Source organism: Mesorhizobium sp. 113-1-2, assembly GCF_016756475.1.
GTDB classification, from domain to species: domain Bacteria; phylum Pseudomonadota; class Alphaproteobacteria; order Rhizobiales; family Rhizobiaceae; genus Mesorhizobium; species Mesorhizobium loti_C.
Genome location: NZ_AP023242.1, coordinates 975,956 through 995,594 on the forward strand (window position 1 = coordinate 975,956; position 19,639 = coordinate 995,594).

General features: G+C 63.9%; 15 protein-coding genes. 11 read left to right on the forward strand and 4 right to left on the reverse strand.

Annotated elements, in window-relative coordinates:
- Positions 1–332 precede the first annotated feature (332 nt).
- Positions 333–2,351, reverse strand: a complete 2,019-nt coding sequence (locus JN279_RS04625) for a thioredoxin domain-containing protein (RefSeq protein WP_202353642.1) — start codon at positions 2,349–2,351, stop codon at positions 333–335.
- Positions 2,352–2,411: 60 nt separating this feature from the next.
- On the opposite strand from JN279_RS04625, the gene mnmE reads away from it, so the two are divergent.
- From mnmE to JN279_RS04660, 7 genes are all read left to right on the forward strand, one after another.
- The gene (gene mnmE / locus JN279_RS04630; protein ID WP_096451927.1) at positions 2,412–3,743 is read left to right on the forward strand and encodes a tRNA uridine-5-carboxymethylaminomethyl(34) synthesis GTPase MnmE; all 1,332 of its coding nucleotides are present in this window, start codon (positions 2,412–2,414) and stop codon (positions 3,741–3,743) included.
- Between the two features lie 492 nt (positions 3,744–4,235).
- Positions 4,236–6,107 (forward strand): tRNA uridine-5-carboxymethylaminomethyl(34) synthesis enzyme MnmG, encoded by a 1,872-nt coding sequence (mnmG, locus tag JN279_RS04635; protein WP_096451925.1) that lies wholly within the window; start codon positions 4,236–4,238, stop codon positions 6,105–6,107.
- The gene (rsmG, locus tag JN279_RS04640) at positions 6,104–6,736 is read left to right on the forward strand and encodes a 16S rRNA (guanine(527)-N(7))-methyltransferase RsmG (RefSeq protein WP_096451923.1); all 633 of its coding nucleotides are present in this window, start codon (positions 6,104–6,106) and stop codon (positions 6,734–6,736) included. The genes mnmG and rsmG overlap by 4 nt, the downstream gene beginning before the upstream one ends.
- A gap of 53 nt (positions 6,737–6,789) precedes the next feature.
- Entirely contained in the window at positions 6,790–7,590 is an 801-nt protein-coding gene (locus tag JN279_RS04645; protein ID WP_202353643.1) for a ParA family protein, read from the forward strand.
- Positions 7,591–7,654: 64 nt separating this feature from the next.
- Positions 7,655–8,542 (forward strand): ParB/RepB/Spo0J family partition protein, encoded by an 888-nt coding sequence (locus JN279_RS04650; protein ID WP_096451921.1) that lies wholly within the window; start codon positions 7,655–7,657, stop codon positions 8,540–8,542.
- Between the two features lie 494 nt (positions 8,543–9,036).
- On the forward strand, positions 9,037–9,663 hold the full coding sequence (locus JN279_RS04655; protein ID WP_202352132.1) for a DUF1326 domain-containing protein: 627 nt from the start codon (positions 9,037–9,039) through the stop codon (positions 9,661–9,663).
- A gap of 33 nt (positions 9,664–9,696) precedes the next feature.
- A complete protein-coding gene (locus JN279_RS04660; protein WP_202352133.1) occupies positions 9,697–10,485 on the forward strand; it encodes a DUF2182 domain-containing protein in 789 nt (262 codons plus the stop codon).
- 36 nt (positions 10,486–10,521) lie between these two features.
- Here JN279_RS04660 and holA read toward each other — a convergent pair whose 3' ends face one another.
- Together holA and JN279_RS04670 are read right to left on the reverse strand one after the other, a co-directional pair.
- On the reverse strand, positions 10,522–11,565 hold the full coding sequence (holA, locus tag JN279_RS04665; RefSeq protein WP_202352134.1) for a DNA polymerase III subunit delta: 1,044 nt from the start codon (positions 11,563–11,565) through the stop codon (positions 10,522–10,524).
- Positions 11,566–11,620: 55 nt separating this feature from the next.
- Positions 11,621–12,460, reverse strand: coding sequence for a hypothetical protein (locus JN279_RS04670; RefSeq protein ID WP_202352135.1), 840 nt, complete (start codon positions 12,458–12,460; stop codon positions 11,621–11,623).
- Positions 12,461–13,032: 572 nt separating this feature from the next.
- Between JN279_RS04670 and JN279_RS04675 the strand changes: the two genes are divergently transcribed.
- The 4 genes from JN279_RS04675 to lpdA all read left to right on the forward strand — a co-directional run bounded on the left by JN279_RS04675 (position 13,033) and on the right by lpdA (position 18,311).
- Complete coding sequence (locus tag JN279_RS04675) at positions 13,033–14,265, forward strand: 3-methyl-2-oxobutanoate dehydrogenase (2-methylpropanoyl-transferring) subunit alpha (protein WP_202352136.1); 1,233 nt, start codon at positions 13,033–13,035, stop codon at positions 14,263–14,265.
- 3 nt (positions 14,266–14,268) lie between these two features.
- Positions 14,269–15,282 (forward strand): alpha-ketoacid dehydrogenase subunit beta, encoded by a 1,014-nt coding sequence (locus tag JN279_RS04680; protein ID WP_202352137.1) that lies wholly within the window; start codon positions 14,269–14,271, stop codon positions 15,280–15,282.
- 1 nt (position 15,283) lies between these two features.
- Complete coding sequence (locus JN279_RS04685) at positions 15,284–16,597, forward strand: dihydrolipoamide acetyltransferase family protein (protein ID WP_202352138.1); 1,314 nt, start codon at positions 15,284–15,286, stop codon at positions 16,595–16,597.
- 319 nt (positions 16,598–16,916) lie between these two features.
- Positions 16,917–18,311 carry a dihydrolipoyl dehydrogenase gene (gene lpdA, locus JN279_RS04690; protein ID WP_202352139.1) on the forward strand — a complete coding sequence of 465 codons (1,395 nt, stop codon included), beginning with the start codon at positions 16,917–16,919 and terminating at the stop codon, positions 18,309–18,311.
- Between the two features lie 158 nt (positions 18,312–18,469).
- On the opposite strand, the gene JN279_RS04695 is transcribed toward lpdA, so the two are convergent.
- Positions 18,470–19,573, reverse strand: a complete 1,104-nt coding sequence (locus tag JN279_RS04695) for a saccharopine dehydrogenase family protein (protein ID WP_096451905.1) — start codon at positions 19,571–19,573, stop codon at positions 18,470–18,472.
- Between the last annotated feature and the right edge of the window lie 66 nt (positions 19,574–19,639).

A 19,639-nucleotide genomic window follows, 5' to 3' on the forward strand; every position in this document is an offset into this window, starting at 1 on the left:
ATCAGCCCGGGGCTTGATTGCCACGTGGTTCCCCCAATCCGTCGCTGCTTCGCAGCGCCACCTTTCCCCCCCTCCGGAGGGAAAGGAAGGGAGCCTCATTGGAAAAGCGCTGACGGCAATAGGCTCACGCCCTTCCTCTACCCCGTCGATCGGGGGGTCCGAAGGACGGGCGAGACCCGTGGCTCGCCCCGGCAGGTGTCTCGGTGAAGCCGAGACGGAGTGGGGGGTCGACCAGCGCCGCATAAGACAATGCATGCGCCAAGCTGCATGCGGGGCAGCGCTGACGCTTGGTATGTGAAGCAACGGGCCGTCGGCGTAGTCCTCCGGCGCTGCTAGCTACGCCGCAACAGCCGCTCCAATTCTCCTGCATCCGTCACCACTGGCAAACAGACCTGCCCGGTACAAAGCCAGGCACCCACCCTGTCGGTCGGCGGCAGAACCCCACCGGGCAGCAAGGGTCGATTCGTTTCCGAACCGATCGCGGTGATAATGTCGACGCGACGCGGGTCGGGGCATCGATTCGCAACCGGAACAAGCTTGGGATTGGCCAGATCGTCTATTAGCACCAGCTTCAGCGGCTCGATGGCAAGCGCGCAGGCATTGACGATTCCCGCCTGGCCATAGGCCTGGTGCGTCGCGCGGCCGGCGGCGTGCTCGGCGACCTTCCAGGCCTTTTCCCCGAGATCGAGATCGCCGGTGACGGAAGCGAGCCGCACCAGCGCTGCGATGATCTGGCTGGTGGCTGAGGAAATCGCTTCGTCGACATCGCCCCTGATGCGGATCGGCACGTCGGTGCTGTCGGATGCGGTCAGATAGTAACCTGTGCCCGCGGCGTCGGCGTGCCAATGGTCGAGCTGTTCGATGAACTGCTTCGCCTGGTCTATGTAGCTCCAATCGCATGGTGCCTCGAACAAAGAGATCGCAGCATTGGCCATCACGGCATAGTCGATCGACAGGGCGGGGAACAATTTCCTGGCGCCGAGCATGGAATGCGGCAAGCGGCCGTCTCGGCTGGCTCCGGAAATATGGGCAAAGGCCTTTGCCGCGGCCTCGATCCAGTCGGGCCGGCCCAACGAGCGGCCGGCCTCGGCCAGTGCAGCGATCATCAGCCCGTTCCAGTCGGTCAGGGTCTTTGCATCCAGGCCTGGCCGAACCCGCTCTTCCCGAGCGGTGAGAAGCCTGGCCTTGAGCGGGATGAGTTTCTCGCGATCGGCCACGCTTTGGGCTTGCTGGGCTCTGGTTTGATGGACCACAGGCTTGCCTTCCCAACCATGCGGGCTGGAAAGCGTGAAGTATTTGAAAAACAAGGTTGAATCGTCACCAAGGACGGCTTCGATCTCTTGCTTGCTCCAGGTGTAGAACAGTCCTTCCTCGCCATCGCTGTCGGCGTCGAGGCTGGCGGCGAAGGCGCCGCCATCGACGCGCATCTCGCGCAGCAGCCAGTCGACGGTCTCTTCGATTCGTATCCGGAACAGATCATTGCCGCTGGCCGCGAAAGCCCAGTTGCAGAAGCGGATCAGTTCCGCATTGTCGTAAAGCATCTTCTCGAAATGCGGCACCAGCCATTCCGCGTCGGTCGAGTAGCGGCTGAGTCCGCCGCCGATATGGTCATAGATGCCGCCGCTCAGCATATGTTCGAGGCTGATGAGCACGTCATCGCGGTGGCTGGCATTGCCGTCGCGCAGCCAGGACAGCCACAGCGTGAGCATGAACGGGGCGTTGGGGAATTTCGGAGCGCCGCGCAGGCCGCCAAGGTCGCGGTCGATCATGCCGCCGATGCGGCCGGCGAGGTCGGTGAGCGTGCCGCGGTCAAGGCTCTGCCTGGCATGCGTGCCGGAGAGACGCGCCTCGACATGGGAGGTCAGGCCGTCGGCACTCTGGTGCAGGCTGGCGCGCTTCTCGCGCCACGCCTTGTCGACCGCTTCCATGACCTGGATGAAACCCGGGCGGCCGTAGCGCGCCTCGCGCGGAAAATAGGTGCCGCCCCAGAACGGCTTGCCGTCCGGCGTCAGGAACATGGTCAGCGGCCAGCCGCCTTGCTCGCCCATCGAGGAAAGCGCGGCCATATAGATCTGGTCGATGTCGGGACGCTCCTCGCGGTCGACCTTGATATTGACGAACAGACGGTTCATGACGGCGGCGACGCCGTCATTCTCGAAGCTTTCATGCGCCATGACATGGCACCAGTGGCAGGCTGCATAGCCGATCGAGAGCAGGATCGGGCGGTCGAGCGTCTTGGCTTCTTCGAGCGATGCCGGCGACCAGGCCCGCCAATGGACGGGATTGCCGCTGTGCTGCTGCAGATAGGGGCTGGCTTCTTCGGCAAGCAGGTTTTGCGCGGGCAATGTCACAATGGGCAACTCGGGTTGTCTTGAAGGCGCGAAGCTAGGGCGGTTCAACAGAGCGGGCAAATGATTTCAGGCGATTCGATCGTTGCATTGTCGAGCGGCCGGCTTCCGGCCGGCGTTGCCGTGCTGCGTATTTCCGGCCCGCAGACTCGATTTGTAGTCGAAACGATCGCCGGCGGCATGGTTAAGGCGCGTGCGGCGGTTCTGCGCAAGTTCAGGGCACCGGATGGAACTGTGCTGGACAGCGGTCTTGTCACTTTCTTTCCCGGTCCGGCCAGCTTTACCGGTGAGGATGTCGCCGAATTCCATGTCCATGGCGGACGCGCCGTGGTGACCAGGATGCTGGAGACGATTGCCGGTTTTGACGGCGTAAGGCATGCGGAGCCCGGCGAATTCACGCGCCGTGCCTTTCTCAACGGCAAGGTCGACCTGGTTGAGACGGAAGCCCTGGCCGATCTGGTCAATGCCGAGACCGAGGCGCAGCGACGCTTCGCTGTCCAGAATGCCGAAGGTGTGCAGAGCGAACTCTATATGAGCTGGCGTCGCCGGCTGATCCACGCGCGCGCCATGATTGAGGCGGAGATCGACTTCGCCGACGAAGACGATGTGCCCGGTTCCGTTTCGGATACGGTCTGGTCGGATGTCCGGGCGATGGTCGGCGAAATCGATCGCCACATCGCCGGATTTCACGCCGCCGAGATCATTCGCGACGGCTTCGAGGTCGTTATTCTCGGCGCGCCGAATGCCGGCAAGTCGAGTCTGTTCAACGCTTTGGCGCGGCGCGATGCAGCTATTGTAACGGATGAGCCCGGCACGACCCGTGACCTGCTCGAGGTGACGCTGGATCTCGGCGGGCTGCGCGTCAGGCTGACGGACACGGCTGGTTTGCGGGAAGCGCCGGGTAAGGTCGAAGCGATCGGCATCGAGAAGGCGCGGGCCAAGGCCGGCCGCGCCGATCTCTTGCTGCTGCTGGAAGACATTGTGTCTCCCGGGGATATTGGCCCGTTGCCGGGCACAGCCCCTCTGTTGCGGGTCGGCACCAAGCTCGACCTGTTGGATGGGCAGGGGGATCGGGGTGAGGGCGGTCGATATGATTTCGTTATCTCAGTTGTAAGCGGGGCTGGTGTGGAGGCGCTGTTGGCGGAAATCGGTCGGCGCGCAGCGGAGGCGGCAGGCATGACCGGAGATGTCCTGCCATCCCGCCTGCGCCATGTCGAATTGCTCAGCGAGACGAATCGCCACCTGCTCCGCGCCACCGACGATGGCGCCGCGGGTCAGGAACTGCGCGCCGAGGAATTGCGGCTGGCGGCGGATCGGCTGGGCCGGATCGTCGGCGCGATAGATGTCGAGGATATGCTGGATGTGATCTTTTCGCAGTTCTGCATCGGGAAATGATTCACGTGAAACAATCGCTTGGGAGAAAGTCGGCCCGGGCGCGCGGTGGCTGATAGTTGGCGGCGACATAAACGGCGTCGTCATCCTAGGGCGAAGCAAGGAGCGAAGCGCCGCGGCGCAGACCCTAGGATCCATGCCGGAACTCCTGAGCGCTGCAACGGTGCAGAATTCTGCTCCGCTGCGTTCAACGATCGAGGTCACGGAATGGATCCTCGGGTCTCCGTGACGCCGCTTCGCGGCTGCTCCGCCCGTGGATGACGAAGTTGGAGACGCGTCGGCTATCCTTGGTCCTGACTCACGTGAAACACGCATCGCTGCTGAGGACAGCGCCGTGACTCACGTGAAACAATCGGAGCGGCCACGGCTCACGTGAAACATCCGCCGAACGTGGCCTCACCCTGTTTCACGTGAAACTTGTCGCGAAGTTTTCTTGACAGCTTCGCCCTGCGGGGACATGTGTCCCTCAATCTTTTGAGTCCAGGAAATTTGGAAATGACCGATCACTATGATGTGGTTGTGGTGGGCGGCGGCCATGCGGGGTGCGAGGCGGCCAGCGCTGCCGCGCGCGCCGGCGCCAAAACCGCGCTGGTGACTTTGCGCTTCGACACGATTGGCGTGATGTCGTGCAATCCGGCGATCGGCGGCCTTGGCAAGGGGCATCTGGTCCGCGAAATCGATGCCATGGACGGGCTGATGGGCCGCGTGGCGGATGCGGCCGGCATTCAATTCCGTCTGCTCAATCGCCGCAAGGGCCCGGCGGTGCGCGGGCCGCGCACGCAGGCCGACAGAAAGCTCTACCGCCTTGCCATGCAGGAAGCGATTCGGCAGCAGAACGATCTCGACGTGGTCGAAGGCGAGGTTCTGGATTTCGAGATCAATGAAGGGCGGATCGCCGCTGTTCTCCTGGCCGGCGGCCGCAGGCTTGCTTGCGGCGCCGTGGTCCTGACCACCGGGACCTTCCTGCGCGGCCTCATTCATATTGGCGAGAAGAAGATCGTCGCCGGACGCATGAACGAGCAGGCAAGCCTTGGCCTGTCGGCAACGATGGGCCGTGCGGGCTTCAAACTCGGACGGTTGAAGACGGGCACGCCACCGCGGCTCGATGGGCGGACGATCGATTGGGCATCGCTCGAAAGCCAGGCGGCGGATGAGGATCCCGTGCCGTTTTCGTTGATGACCGACCGTATCGAGACGCCGCAGATCGAGTGCGGCATCACGCGCACGACGACCGCGACGCATGAGTTGATCCGCGCCAATCTTGGCCGATCCGCCATGTATTCCGGTTCGATCGAAGGGGTCGGGCCGCGCTATTGCCCGTCGATCGAGGACAAGATCGTCAAGTTCGGTGACCGCGACGGCCACCAGATCTTTTTGGAGCCGGAAGGGCTCGACGACGACACGGTCTATCCCAACGGGATTTCGACCTCGCTGCCCGAAGATGTTCAGCTCGACATATTGAAAACCATTCCGGGGTTGGAGCGGGCCGTCATGCTGCAGCCCGGCTATGCCATTGAATATGATCACGTCGATCCGCGTGAGCTGCATCAGACACTGGAGACAAAGCGCGTCGCAGGGCTTTTCCTCGCCGGGCAGATCAATGGCACGACCGGCTATGAGGAAGCCGCCGGGCAGGGCCTGCTCGCCGGCCTCAATGCAGCGCGGCGCGCGTCAGGCGGCGAACAGATCGTGCTCAGCCGTACCGAAGCCTATATCGGCGTGATGGTCGACGATTTGACCAGCCGCGGCATCAGCGAGCCCTATCGGATGTTCACTTCGCGCGCCGAATTCCGGCTGTCGTTGCGCGCCGACAATGCTGATGAACGGCTGACGCCGCTGGCGCAGAGGCTCGGGATCGCTTCGGCGCAGCGAATACAGCGCTATGGCGATGTCATGCAGCGGCTCGACGCGGCGCGCGAATTGGCAAGATCGGTGGCGATGACGCCCAATGAAGCGGCGCGGCACGGGCTGGAGATCAACCGCGATGGCGTGCGTCGGTCGGGCTACGAGCTGCTGGCCTATCCCGATGTCGACGTCGCCTGGCTGGCCAGGATCGAGCCTGGGTTCGGTGAGATTGATGCCAAGACTGCGGAACGTCTCGAAACGGAGGCGAAATATTCGGTCTATCTCGACCGCCAGAAGAGCGATGTCGCGCAAATCCGGCATGAGGAGAGTCGGCTGATCCCCGAGACGGTCGATTTCGCCGGCGTGCCCGGCCTGTCCAATGAACTGAAGCAGAAGATGGCGGTGCGGAGGCCGCGCTCTATCGCCGATGCCCAACGCATGGAGGGCATGACGCCGGCAGCACTGGCAATCATTGTCGCCCATGTCCGGCATCATGAGAGCGCGCAGAGAGTCGTTGCGTGAGCTCTTTCTCCCTAGAGAGCCTGCAGGACGCGGCCGGCCCGGTTTCACGTGAAACATTCGGTCGCCTGGTGGCGTTCGAAGCCATGTTCCAGAAATGGAACCGCAGCATCAATCTCGTCGCGCAATCGACCGCGGCCGATGTCTGGCAGCGCCACATCTTGGACAGCGCACAGCTGGCACGCATAGAGCCCAACGCCACCCGCTGGGTGGACATCGGTTCAGGTGGCGGATTCCCGGGCCTGGTCATGGCTTTCTTGCTTGCTGAGCGCTCCGGGGCCAGCATCGATCTGGTGGAAAGCAACCGCAAAAAGGCCTCGTTCCTGCAGACCGTCGTCGGCCAGTTCAGCCTGCCGGCGCGGGTCGTGGCGCGCCGCATCGAGGACAGCCATGCGCTTGTTTCGCAACCGCAAATCGTCACGGCGCGGGCTTTGGCCTCGCTTTCGGTCTTGTTGGATCTGTCGGCACCGTGGCTCACGTCCGGCGCACGCGGGTTGTTCCACAAAGGCCGGGATTATCGCGCCGAAGTGCAAGAAAGCGTTAACCGATGGGCCTTCGATCTGGTAGAACATCCCAGTGTGACGGACCCCCATGGCGTCATCCTGGAACTGTCTGACCTGCGACCTGTCTGATCCCGACTGTCGGGCCATTTGGCGACCCAAAAATGAATTTCTGGCATAAACCCATGATGAAGAACGGCCCCCGAATCATCACCGTAGCCAACCAGAAGGGCGGGGTCGGCAAGACCACCACCGCCATCAATCTGGCCACCGCTTTGGCCGCGATCGGCGAAAAGGTGCTGATCGTCGACCTCGATCCGCAAGGCAATGCCAGCACCGGCCTTGGCATCGACCGCAAGGACCGGACGGTCTCGTCCTACGATGTGCTGACCGGCGAGCTGGAGCTGGAAGCCGCGGCCATCCCGACCGCGGTGCCCGGCCTGTCGATCGTGCCGTCGACGCTCGACCTGCTCGGCATCGAAATGGAGATCGCCTCGGCGCCGGACCGGGTGTTGCGGCTGCGCAATGCCTTGAATGCCGCAACGGCGCGTGCAGCCGGCTTCGGCTATGTGCTGATCGACTGCCCGCCCTCGCTCAATCTTCTGACGCTCAATTCGATGGCGGCGGCCGATTCGGTGCTGGTGCCGCTGCAATGCGAGTTCTTCGCGCTCGAAGGTTTGAGCCAATTGCTGGAAACCGTCGAGCAGGTGCGCCGCTCGATCAATCCGGAGCTCACCATCCAGGGGATCGTGCTGACAATGTATGACGGCCGCAACAATCTCGCCAACCAGGTGGTGCAGGATGTGCGCCAGCATATGGGCGACAAGGTCTACGAGACCATCATTCCGCGCAATGTGCGGGTGTCGGAGGCGCCGTCCTACGGCAAGCCGGCGATCCTCTACGATCTGAAGTGTTCGGGCAGCCAGGCCTATCTGCAACTGGCCTCGGAAGTGATCCGCCGCGAGCGCAAATTGCGCGCCGCTTGATTAGATCGGGTGCATAATTAATAGCCGATTCGATACCGAAACGATCTGAAGACTTGGAATAGAGATGAGCGAAGACCTTTCGAGGAAAAGACTGGGCCGTGGCCTGGCAGCACTGATCGGCGAGATTGATCGCCCGGCGGCACCGGAAAAGCCGGGCATGAGTGCCGACGGCAAGGTGCCGATCGAGTTCCTCAGCCCGAACCCGAAAAACCCACGCCGGCATTTTGGCGACGCCGAACTGACCGACCTTGCCCAGTCGATCCGCGAACATGGCGTGGTGCAGCCGGTGGTGGCGCGGCCGTCGCCGACGCAGGCCGGCCGCTACGAGATCATCGCCGGCGAGCGGCGCTGGCGGGCGGCGCAGCGTGCCGGGCTGAACGAGATCCCGGTCATCATCCGCGAGGTCAATGACCGCACCGCGCTCGAGCTGGCGATCATCGAGAACGTCCAGCGCGCCGATCTCAACGCGGTCGAGGAGGCGCAGGGCTACCAGCAGCTGATCGACGAGCACGGCTACACCCAGGCCGATCTCGGCAATGTCATCGGCAAGAGCCGCAGCCATGTCGCCAACACGCTGCGGCTGCTGAAGCTGCCGGAGGTGATCCGCGACATGCTGGTCGACGGCGCGCTGTCGGCCGGCCACGCCCGCACGCTGGTGACAGCCGAGGATCCGGCCGGCCTTGCCAAGCGCATCGTCGAGGAAGGGCTTTCGGTGCGCCAGGCCGAGGCGCTGGCGCAGATGCCGGCCGGCCCGACGCCGGCCAAGCCAAAACAGGCGCAGGCCGCGCCGGAAAAGGACACCGACACGCTGGCGCTGGAAAAGCTGCTGACCGACACGATCGGCATGATCGTGGCCATCGATCACAAGGGCAAGGGCGGCGAGCTGCGGGTGTCCTACCGGTCGCTGGAGCAGCTGGATGAGCTGTGCCGGCGATTGAAGCAGGAGCGGTAGTTAGCCGGCGAATTATATCAGGCGGGAGCTTGATTTAACGCAGAAAAAGGGGGCTGGCTGTTTGGTCAGCCCTTTCCTTTTGTGGTGATTGGCGAAGCGTCGAAACTGCCAATCTCCCCCCTCGTGGGGGAGATGCCCGGCAGGGCAGAGGGGGGCGCCGTAGAGTTCAGCCTTGGCCATCCAGGGCTGGCCGAGAACTCGCACCACATTGGATTGAGGCCGGCGGGACAGCGCCCCCCCCCCTGGCTTGCCAGCCATCTCCCCCACGAGGGGGGGGAGATTGGCAAACCGCCACCGTTGCCGCCTGCGCCGCCAGCGCGGCTTGACAGTGCCGGGCAACGGCGTAACCTCAATTAGATATGGCTTAAATTGGTTGCCCTGGCGTGCCGGTCCATCGCGGCGAGGGCTGTTTGCCATTCCTGCGATCGTCGTGAGATGGCACCGCCTCGCCACAGCGATATGCCGATGCGCCTGACGCAAGTGGGGAGGTGCAAATGGCAGTCCGTTGGCAATTGTCCGGAAGCTACTTCGAAAATTGCAGCTGCGATGTCGTCTGTCCTTGTCTGCTGTCCACCAACGCGCAGTTGACATCGAAGCCGACGAAAGGCGTTTGCGACGTCGGTCTGGTCTTTCATATCGATACGGGCAATTACGGCGACGTCCGATTGGATGGGCTCAGCGTCGCGATGGTCGCGCACACGCCGGGACCGATGGCAAACGGCAATTGGACGGCCGCCGCCTATATCGACGAACGGGCCGATGACAGGCAGACAGAGGCGCTGGGTGCCATCTTCACTGGCGCCGCCGGCGGACCCATGGCGGTGCTGGCCCCCATGATCGGCACCAACCTCGGCGCGAAGAAGGTGCCGATAGACTACCGGATAGACGGCAAGAAGCGGTCGGCGGAGATTGCGGGCGTCATGCATATGGCGGTCGAGCCGCTGCCGACCATGCGCGAGGACGGGCAGATGTGGGCGGCCACCGGCCATCCTGTCAATCCCGACTGGCTCGCTCTGGCGATGGGGTCGCAAGGCAGTACATTCAGCGACCATGGCATGAGCTGGGACAATTCCCGCCGCAACGGACATTACGCCCCGATCCATTGGTCCGGCCAGCAGTAGACGTTGGCCGCATAGCACGGGACGTATCCGTCCATGGCGCAAACGTTGCAGCGATACATCATTCTCGCGCTGCTGATCGCGATCGCCGCGGCGGCGTGGACCCTGCTTGTCCGGCAGCAGACGGGCATGGATGCCGACATGGCCATGAACATGGACGCGCTCACCATGGGCATGAGGGCGCCGCTGTTTCTTGCCGTCTGGATGATCATGATGATTGCCATGATGATTCCGACGGCCGCGCCGATGATCCTGACGTTTCACCAGGTCCAGGCCGGCAAACATGGACGCGGCAAGACTTTTGTCTCGAGCTGGGTGTTCGTCGCCGGGTACATGCTGGTCTGGGGCGTGATGGGCATCATCGCCTTTGCCGGTGCGGCGGGTGCGGAGATGCTCGCCGGACATGTGGGGTTGTCGACGGCGGCGGCCGCGCGGACCGGCGGCGCGCTGCTGATGATTGCCGGCGCCTATCAACTCTCGCCACTGAAAGATCTGTGTCTGGCCAAATGCCGCACGCCGATCGGCTTCATCCTTACTTCATGGCGCGACGGCTACTGGGGCGCTGTTCGCATGGGCCTGGAGCATGGACTTTTCTGCCTGGGCTGCTGCTGGCTTTTGTTTCTCGCCCTCTTTCCGCTCGGGATCATGAATGTCGCCGCAATGGCCGTGGTCACCTTGCTGATCTTTGCGGAAAAGACCCTGCCGTCGGGAGATCGGATCGCAAAGGTGTCGGGTGTCGCTCTGCTGCTTTACGGCGCGGTGGTGCTGGTCTTTCCGCAGGCGCTGCCGACCTTCCAGCCAGCGGGCGCCATGATGATGAATTGACCAGCACTCGACGCCGAAAAGGAGAGGATCGCTCTCCTATCGCTGCCCCAGCCTCGCGCTTTCCACCGCAATACCGAGCAGCGCCTGCCGTGCCAGCGCGACCGAAAGATCCGGCCGCCGCCGCGTCTGCAGCACCGCGGTCTGCAGTCGGGTCAGCGCGCGGCTGAGGGCTTCGCTGCTCCAGCGCTCCAGCGCCTTTTCCACCAGCTTGCGCCTGGAGAAGAAAACCGGCGGGCGTGCGCCCGCAACGACCGAGGCGGCGTTGCGGCCGGCAGAATCCATCTGGCCGCGCATGACCTGGATCTGCTGCAACTGGCGCATGGCCGAGGACAGCACCAGGAAGGGCGGGCCGCCGGATTGGCAGTGGCGGGTGAAGGCGGTGTCGAAGTCGCCGACCTTGCCCTCGAGCAACGCGTCGACCGCGTCGTCGAAGGAGGCGCCGGACACGTCGCCCGACATCGCCCTCACCTCGTCGAGCCCGATCTCCTTCTGGCCGTGCGCGTAAAGGATGAGTTTTTCGATCTCGCCGCGCGAAGCGAGCCGGTCGCCGCCGAGATTGCGGCGCAGCGCTTGTCTGGCCTCCAGCGTCATCGACATACCGGCCTTGCGCAGCTCATCGTCGATGACCGTGTCGATGTCGCGGGCCTCGTCGGCGTAGCAAGGCAGCGCCATGGCGATGTCCGCGCCCTCGACCACGGCGCGCAGGCCGACGCCCTTTTTGAGATCGCCGGCCTCGATCAGGATGATGGCATCGCGCGCGGGTTCCGCCGTCAGCGCCTTGACGTCCTCGGCCAGCGCCTTCTGGCCGGTGGCATTGCGCACCCAGAGCAGCCGCCGGTCGGAAAACATCGGCACGGTGCGGGCCTCATCCAGCAGCCGGCCCTCGTCGCGGTCGACCTCCGAACCCTCGAGCCGGACCACGGAGAAGGGATCGTCGAGCGGCAGGCCGGTCTTTTCGGCAAACGCCTTTGCCCGCTCGGAAACGAGACCGCGATCGGGGCCGTAGAACAGGACGATGGAGAAGCGCGGGTCAGGCCGCGCGAGCCAGGAATCGACCTCGAAAGCTTTCTTCTGTGCCATGGTGGGTGGTTAGCATGGCACGAGCGCCGGGTGAACAAGCCCTTGGTGCCGGCGGCTATTTCTTGTTCTCGGAGGGTCGCAGGAAGCTGTCAGGTTTGACCAAGGTATCGGCAGCCTCGAGGCGTTCGTAGTCTGTCAATGCCGCGTCGAGCGATGGGTCTTTCTTGACCGTCCATAAAGTCACCAGGGTCAGATAGTTGGTGAAGGCGTTCTGCTCTCTTGCGAAAATGGCGGCCAAACGAGAGTCGTTCTGAAAGAACCGATCCAGCTCCTGTTTGATCGCGACGTCGTTCTTCGCCAGCGATCCTATGGCCCATACAGCCGATGCCATCGTCAGCGCACGCATCATATCCTTGGAGGCCTGATTCTTTGGGCATCCGTATTTCCGGCAAGCGGCGATAATCATGACGTTGGGTCGACCCGGGGTTCCTGCACCGCCGAACTTTCCCATGACAAGACCGATACGGATCGCGTCCGCCGCCATGCCATCACGGCTGGTTCGAAGATTCTCCAGAATATGATCGATGTAGGACAAGTCTCCGGTCGCCATGTAGGCGCCAATCAGCAGATCATTGTCCATCGCCACGGAGACGGGTATCACCGTTTTTAGCGGCGTGATGTTGGCGGGGGCTGCATTCTCCAGCTTTCGGGCCGATGCGAAACGACGCGCTTCGTCTGCCAGGCCGGCTCTGCGAAGTGCGACCAAATAGAACTCAGCCGCGCGGTCGGAACGCACTTCATCCAGCAGCTTGCGCCGCAGCTCCGGCGCGCTGTCAAACAACGCTGCGAAAAACCCAATGATCGTTCCATTGTCGATCCCGGGCGGAGCATTGTCCAGGGTGGCGACGACAAGGCCGAGGCAAGCAGCATCTTTCGTACGATAGAAAATGCTCATGCAATCGTCTGACTGGGCGTTCGACTGGGCGAACGCCGGTCGACCGAGTCCGGTCAGAAATGCCACGATCGCCAAAGCGACAGAAGCTCTCCATCGTCCTTCCATGTTCTTCCTCTCACGAACAATACCATCAGGATAGGTTTTGGGGGTTGGGAGGTGCAACTTGAATCGCCGGGGCGCATCGCTGCCGAAGGCAATTCACCGCGGAGCCTCAGGGCGAGGCATCGCACCAGCTTGAAATGACACGCCCGAGCTAGGTCGACCCCCACTCCGTCGAGCTTCGCTCGACACCTCTCCCCCGATCGACGGGGGAGAGGAAGGGCGCCAAGGTCGCATTGCCCTCCAATCGCCTTATCTGGCGGAAACCCCTGCCCAACCTTGCGCCAAATTGCGCGCCGCCGTGAAACATCGACAAGAAATTTCGCGGACATATCTACATCTTGTGCAGGGGAGGCTGGATCGGCCGGCGCGGCCGGTCCGATGACCCTCGACGAATTCGCACTGGACGCGCGGATGTGCAAATATCCTTGGCTGGGGATATTGGGGCCAGGCAACATTGGAGGACGAAGGTCATGGCTGATGCTGGGATGTTGCGTTTCCACGTTCCGGAGCCGGAAGTGCGACCGGGCGGCACGCCTGATTTCTCCAACGTGACCCTCGCGGCGGCCGGCTCGGTGCCGCGCCCCGACATCGATGTCGATCCGCGCACCATCCGCGACATGGCCTTCTCCATTATCCGTGTGTTGAACCGCGATGGCGAGGCCGTCGGGCCTTGGGCCGGGCTGCTGTCCAGCGAGGAACTGCTGGAAGGTCTGCGCCACATGATGACGCTGCGGACCTTCGACGCCCGCATGCAGATGGCGCAGCGCCAGGGCAAGACCTCCTTCTACATGCAGCATCTCGGCGAAGAGGCGGTGAGCTGCGCCTTCCGCAAGGCGCTCGCCCCGGGCGACATGAACTTCCCGACCTATCGGCAGGCAGGCCTGCTCATCGCCGACGGCTATCCGATGGTCACGATGATGAACCAGATCTATTCCAACGAGGCCGACCCGCTGAAGGGCCGGCAGCTGCCGATCATGTATTCGTCGAAGGAGCATGGCTTCTTCTCCATCTCCGGCAATCTGGCGACGCAGTACATCCAAGCGGTCGGCTGGGCGATGGCTTCGGCGATCTCGAACGATTCCAAGATTGCGGCGGCCTGGATCGGCGACGGCTCGACGGCGGAATCGGATTTCCACTCGGCGCTGGTGTTCGCCTCCACCTACAAGGCGCCGGTCGTGCTCAATGTCGTCAACAATCAGTGGGCGATCTCGACCTTTCAAGGCATAGCGCGTGGCGGTTCCGGCACCTTCGCGGCGCGGGGTCTTGGCTTCGGCATTCCGTCGCTCCGGGTCGACGGCAATGATTATCTCGCCGTCCATGCGGTGGCCAAATGGGCGGCGGAGCGGGCGCGGAAAAATCTCGGGCCGACGCTGGTCGAATATGTCACCTACCGCGCCGGCGCCCATTCGAGCTCGGACGATCCGTCGGCCTACCGGCCGAAGACCGAATCCGACGCCTGGCCGCTTGGCGATCCGATCGTGCGGCTGAAGAACCATCTGATCGGGCTCGGCGTCTGGTCGGACGAGCGGCACGCGCAGGCCGAGGCGGAAATCCTCGACACGGTGATCGCGGCGCAGAAGGAGGCCGAAAGCCACGGCACGCTGCATGCCGGCGGCAAGCCGTCGACGCGCGACATGTTCGAGGGCCTCTATGCCGAGATGCCGCCGCATCTCAGGCGCCAGCGCCAGCAGGCGGGAGTCTGAGCCATGCCAAGACGGACCATGATCGAGGCCATTCGTGATGCCATGGACGTGTCGATGGGGCGCGACGAGAAAGTCGTCGTGTTCGGCGAGGATGTCGGCTTCTTCGGCGGCGTCTTCCGCTGCACGCAGGGCCTGCAGGCCAAATACGGCAAGAGCCGATGCTTCGACGCGCCGATCAACGAATCCGGCATTGTCGGCTCGGCCATCGGCATGGCGGCCTATGGGCTGAAACCGTGCGTGGAAATTCAGTTTGCCGACTACATGTATCCCGCCTATGACCAGCTGACCCAGGAAGCAGCCAGGCTGCGCTACCGTTCGAACGGCGATTTCACGTGCCCGATCGTGGTGCGCATGCCGACCGGCGGCGGCATTTTTGGCGGCCAGACGCACAGCCAGAGTCCCGAGGCTTTGTTCACCCACGTGTCGGGGCTGAAGACGGTGGTGCCGTCCAACCCGCATGACGCCAAGGGGCTTTTGATCGCGGCGATCGAGGACCCCGATCCGGTCATCTTCCTCGAGCCGAAACGGCTCTACAACGGCCCGTTCGACGGCCATCACGACCGGCCGGTGACGCCCTGGTCGAAGCACGAGCTCGGCGAGGTCGCCGACGGCCACTATACCGTGCCGCTCGGCAAGGCGGCGATCCGCAGGGCCGGCTCCGCGATTACCGTGCTCGCCTATGGCACCATGGTCTATGTCGCGCAGGCCGCGGCCGAAGAGACCGGCATCGATGCCGAGATTATCGATCTCAGAACGCTGTTGCCGCTCGACCTCGACACCATCGTCGCCTCGGTCAAGAAGACCGGGCGCTGCGTTGTCGTGCACGAGGCGACGCTGACTTCCGGCTTCGGCGCCGAGCTGTCGGCGCTGGTGCAGGAAAACTGTTTCTATCACCTGGAGGCACCGGTGGCGCGGGTCGCCGGCTGGGACACGCCCTATCCGCACGCGCAGGAATGGGACTATTTCCCGGGTCCCGCCCGGGTCGGCCGCGCCCTCATCGAAACCATGGAGGCCTGACATGGGCGAGCACATCATCAAGCTGCCCGATGTCGGCGAAGGCGTTGCCGAGGCCGAACTCGTCGAGTGGCACGTCAAGGTCGGCGACATGGTGCGCGAGGACACAGTGCTCGCCGCCGTCATGACCGACAAGGCGACGGTCGAGATTCCGTCACCCGTCGATGGCGAGATCCTGTGGCTGGGTGCCGAGATCGGTGACACGGTGGCGATCGGCTCGCCGATCGTGCGGTTGAAGGTGGCGGGCGAGGGCAATGTAAAGCCGCAAAGCGGTGAGGTGGAAGCGGTGGCCGCCGAGCCGCCGGCCAAGCTTCCGACGCCAAAGCCCGAGAGCGCAGCGCCGGCCGCAACGACCAAGCCAAAAGCCGCCGCTCCGGAGGCGAAACCCGCGCCGACCGTTTCGAAAAGCACCGGGAAAACGTCCGTCTCCGGCGCGCCGCGTTCGGAGGGTGAAAAACCGCTGGCGTCGCCGGCCGTGCGTCTGAGGGCGAAGGAGGCCGGCATCGATCTCAGGCAGGTCGCGGGAAGCGGCCCGGCCGGGCGCATCGGCCATGAGGACATCGAGGCGTTCCTGGCGCGTGGGCCGCAGGTCGCCAAGGCATCGGGCCTGGCCCGCAACGACGCCGTCGAGGATATCAAGGTGGTGGGCTTGCGGCGCAAGATCGCCGAGAAGATGACGCTGTCCAAGTCGCGCATCCCGCACATCACCTATGTCGAGGAGATCGACGTCACAGCACTTGAGGAGTTGCGCGCCGCGCTCAACAAGGAAAAGCGTCAGGACAGGTCGAAGCTGACGCTGCTGCCGTTCCTGATGCGGGCGATGGTCAAGGCGATCGCGGACCAGCCGCAACTCAATTCGCTGTTCGACGACGAGGCCGGCATCATCCACCAGCATGGCGGCATCCATATCGGCATCGCCGCACAGACGCCGTCGGGGCTGGTGGTGCCGGTCGTCAAGCATGCCGAGGCGCGCGACATCTGGGATTGCGGCGCCGAGGTCGTCAGGCTGGCCGAGGCGGCCAAATCCGGCACGGCGACACGCGACGAGCTCTCCGGCTCGACCATCACCATCACCTCGCTTGGCGCCATGGGCGGCATCGCGACGACGCCGGTCATCAACCATCCGGAAGTGGCCATCATCGGCGTCAACAAGATGATGGTCCGGCCGGTGTGGGACGGCACGCAGTTCATCCCGCGCAAGATGATGAATTTGTCGTCGAGCTTCGACCACCGGGTGATCGACGGCTGGGAAGCGGCGGTGTTCATCCAGCGGATCAAGGCGCTGCTGGAAACGCCGGCGCTGATTTTCGTGGATTGAGGGTGATGGCTTTGGCTCGGTCACCGCTGACAAGTTCCTGGCTGCCGAGCGGTGCCGCCTGTGATTGGCTCCGGTCCTCCACGCGTTCGTCATCCTCGGGCTTGACCCGAGGATCCATGCCGCGACCGACGTCGAATGGTGCGGCGGAGCAGAATTCTGCGCCGTTGCAACGCACGAACGTCACGGCATGGATCCCGGGGTCTACGCGCGTCGCTACGCTCCTTGCTCCGCCCCGGGATGACGAAGGCGCGAGCGCCTCGGCCAATCCGAGACGTAAGCGATACGGCACGAAGGCAAGGCGACCGATCGAGGTGACACGATGAAAGAAATCTCCTGCAAGCTGCTCGTCATCGGCGCCGGTCCGGGTGGCTACATCTGCGCCATCCGTGCCGGCCAGCTCGGCGTCGACACGGTGATCGTCGAAGCCGGCAAGCCGGGCGGCACCTGCCTCAATGTCGGCTGCATCCCGTCCAAGGCGCTGATTCATGCGGCCGAAGAGTTCGAGAAGGTCGCGCACATGGCCGGCGGCAAGAGCCCGCTTGGCATTTCGGTCTCGGCACCGGTGCTCGATCTTACCAAAACCGTCGCCTGGAAGGACGGCATTGTCAGCCGGCTCAACAGCGGCGTCGCTGGCCTTTTGAAGAAGGCCGGCGTGAAGACCGTGCATGGCTGGGCGACGTTCCGCGACGGCAAGACCGTCGAGGTCGAAACCGAAACGGGAAGCCAGGTGATCCGGGCCGAGACGATCGTCATCGCCACCGGCTCGGCGCCGGTCGAACTGCCGTTCCTGCCCTTTGGCGGGCCAGTGATATCGTCCACGGAGGCGCTGGCTTTGAGTGAGGTGCCGAAGAAGCTTGCGGTTGTGGGTGGCGGCTATATCGGGCTGGAGCTTGGCATGGCCTTTGCCAAGATGGGCGCAGAAGTCACCGTGGTCGAGGCCTTGCCGCGCGCGCTGGCGCAGTATGACGCCGAGCTGACCCGGCCGGTGGTCAAGCGGCTCGCCGCACTCGGTATCGAAGTGATGACAGGGGCCAAGGCGAAGGGCCTGTCGACCAAGGGCGACGCGCTGCTGGTCGAGACAGCGGACGGCAAGAATGCCAAGGTCACCGCCGACAAGATCCTGGTGACGGTCGGCCGCAAACCGGTGACGGAAGGCTGGGGCCTCGACCAGATCGACCTGGATATGGCTGGGAAATTCATCAAGATCGACGACCAGTGCCGCAGCTCGATGCGCGGCATCTTCGCTATCGGCGACGTCACCGGCGAACCGATGCTGGCGCATCGGGCGATGGCGCAAGGCGAAATGGTCGCCGAGATCGTCGCCGGCCATAAGCGCAGCTGGGACAAGCGCTCCATTCCCGCCGTCTGCTTCACCGATCCGGAGCTGGTGACGGCAGGGCTGTCGCCCGAGGAAGCCAAGGCTCAATGCGAGATCAAGATCGGCCTTTTCCCGTTCGCCGCCAATGGGCGGGCGATGACCAAGCTCGGCGAGGATGGGTTTGTCCGCGTCGTGGCGCGTGCGGACAACCATCTGGTGCTCGGCATCCAGGCGGTTGGGCAAGGCGTGTCGGAACTGTCGGCAGCGTTCGGGCTAGCGCTGGAGATGGGCGCGCGGCTGGAGGATATCGCCGGCACCATCCATGCGCACCCGACGCAGGGCGAGGGCTTCCAGGAAGCGGCACTGAAGGCGCTCGGCCACGCGCTGCATATTTAGAGCGCTTACCCTCCCCCTTGTGGGGAGGGTCGATCCGCGAAGCGGAGCGGGGTGGGGGTCTTCACCGACCGTCGGCGCTCACCCCCCACCCCGTCCCGCAATCTCCGCTTCGCTCCGATTGCGAGCCGACCCTCCCCACAAGGGGGAGGGTGAAAAGCTCAGCTCGCCAGCCGGCTCACCATCTCGTGCTGCGCATAGGCCCGTCCAAAACGGTTGGCCAAAAACGCATCCAGCGCGATGTCTTCCTGCTTGACGAAGCCGGTTGCCGGCAGGCTGCCGTCGGCCAGCATGTCGAGCACGGCGCAGATGCCGGACGCCGTGGTGATCTGGATGGCGCTGCGTACCTGGTTGCCGACGCGCTGCGAATAGATCTTGTTGGCGTAGGTTTCCTGCAGCAGGCGGCCGTTGCGGCGGCCGGAGACGGTGACGAAGACGATGACCACGTCCTGCAGCGTCGCCGGCAGGGCGCTTTCAAAGATGTCCTTCAGCACGTCGCGGCGGTGGCGAAGGCCGAGATCGTTGAGCAGCGCCTTCATGATCGCGGCATGGCCGGGATAGCGGATGGTGCGGTAGTTCAGCGTGCGCACCTTGCCCTTCAGCGTCTCGGCCAAAGTGCCCAGCCCGCCAGACGTGTTGAACGCCTCGTAGGTGACACCGTCGAGCGAGAATTCCTCGCGCTCCTCCAGCGGCGGCACTTCGATCAGCTCGCCCTCGACGATCGCCTCGCAAGGCTCGCAATATTCGTTGATGACGCCGTCGGTGCTCCAGGTCAGATTGTAGTTCAGCGCGTTGGACGGGTATTGCGGCAGCGCGCCGACGCGCATGCGCACGCTTTCCAGCGTGTCGAAGCGGCTGGCGAGATCATTGGCGACGATCGAGATGAAGCCCGGGGCCAGCCCGCATTGCGGGATGAAGGCGCTCTTGCCGGACTTGGCCAGTTCCTTGACGCGGCGGGTCGAGACGACATCCTCGGTGAGGTCGAGATAGTGCACGCCCGCACTTGCCGCCGCTTCGGCGATGCGCGTGGTGAGGTGGAAGGGGGCAGCGCTCAGCACCGCGAACTTGCCGGCCAAGGCTGCCTCAAGCGTGCCGGGAGCGGCAATGTCAAGTTCGAGCGTCTCGACGCCGGCGGGCACTTCGGCCGCGGCGAGCTGCGCCGCCGAGCGGTCGACGAGGGTGACGCGGTAGTCGCCGGTTGCGGCAAGCATCCCGGCGATGGTCGAGCCGATCTTGCCGGCGCCGACGATAACGATGTTGTTCATGGTCAAATACCCCTGCCAAATTCGAATTGACGGGAATGATCGCAGCTTGCCTGTCGAAAGGAAGCG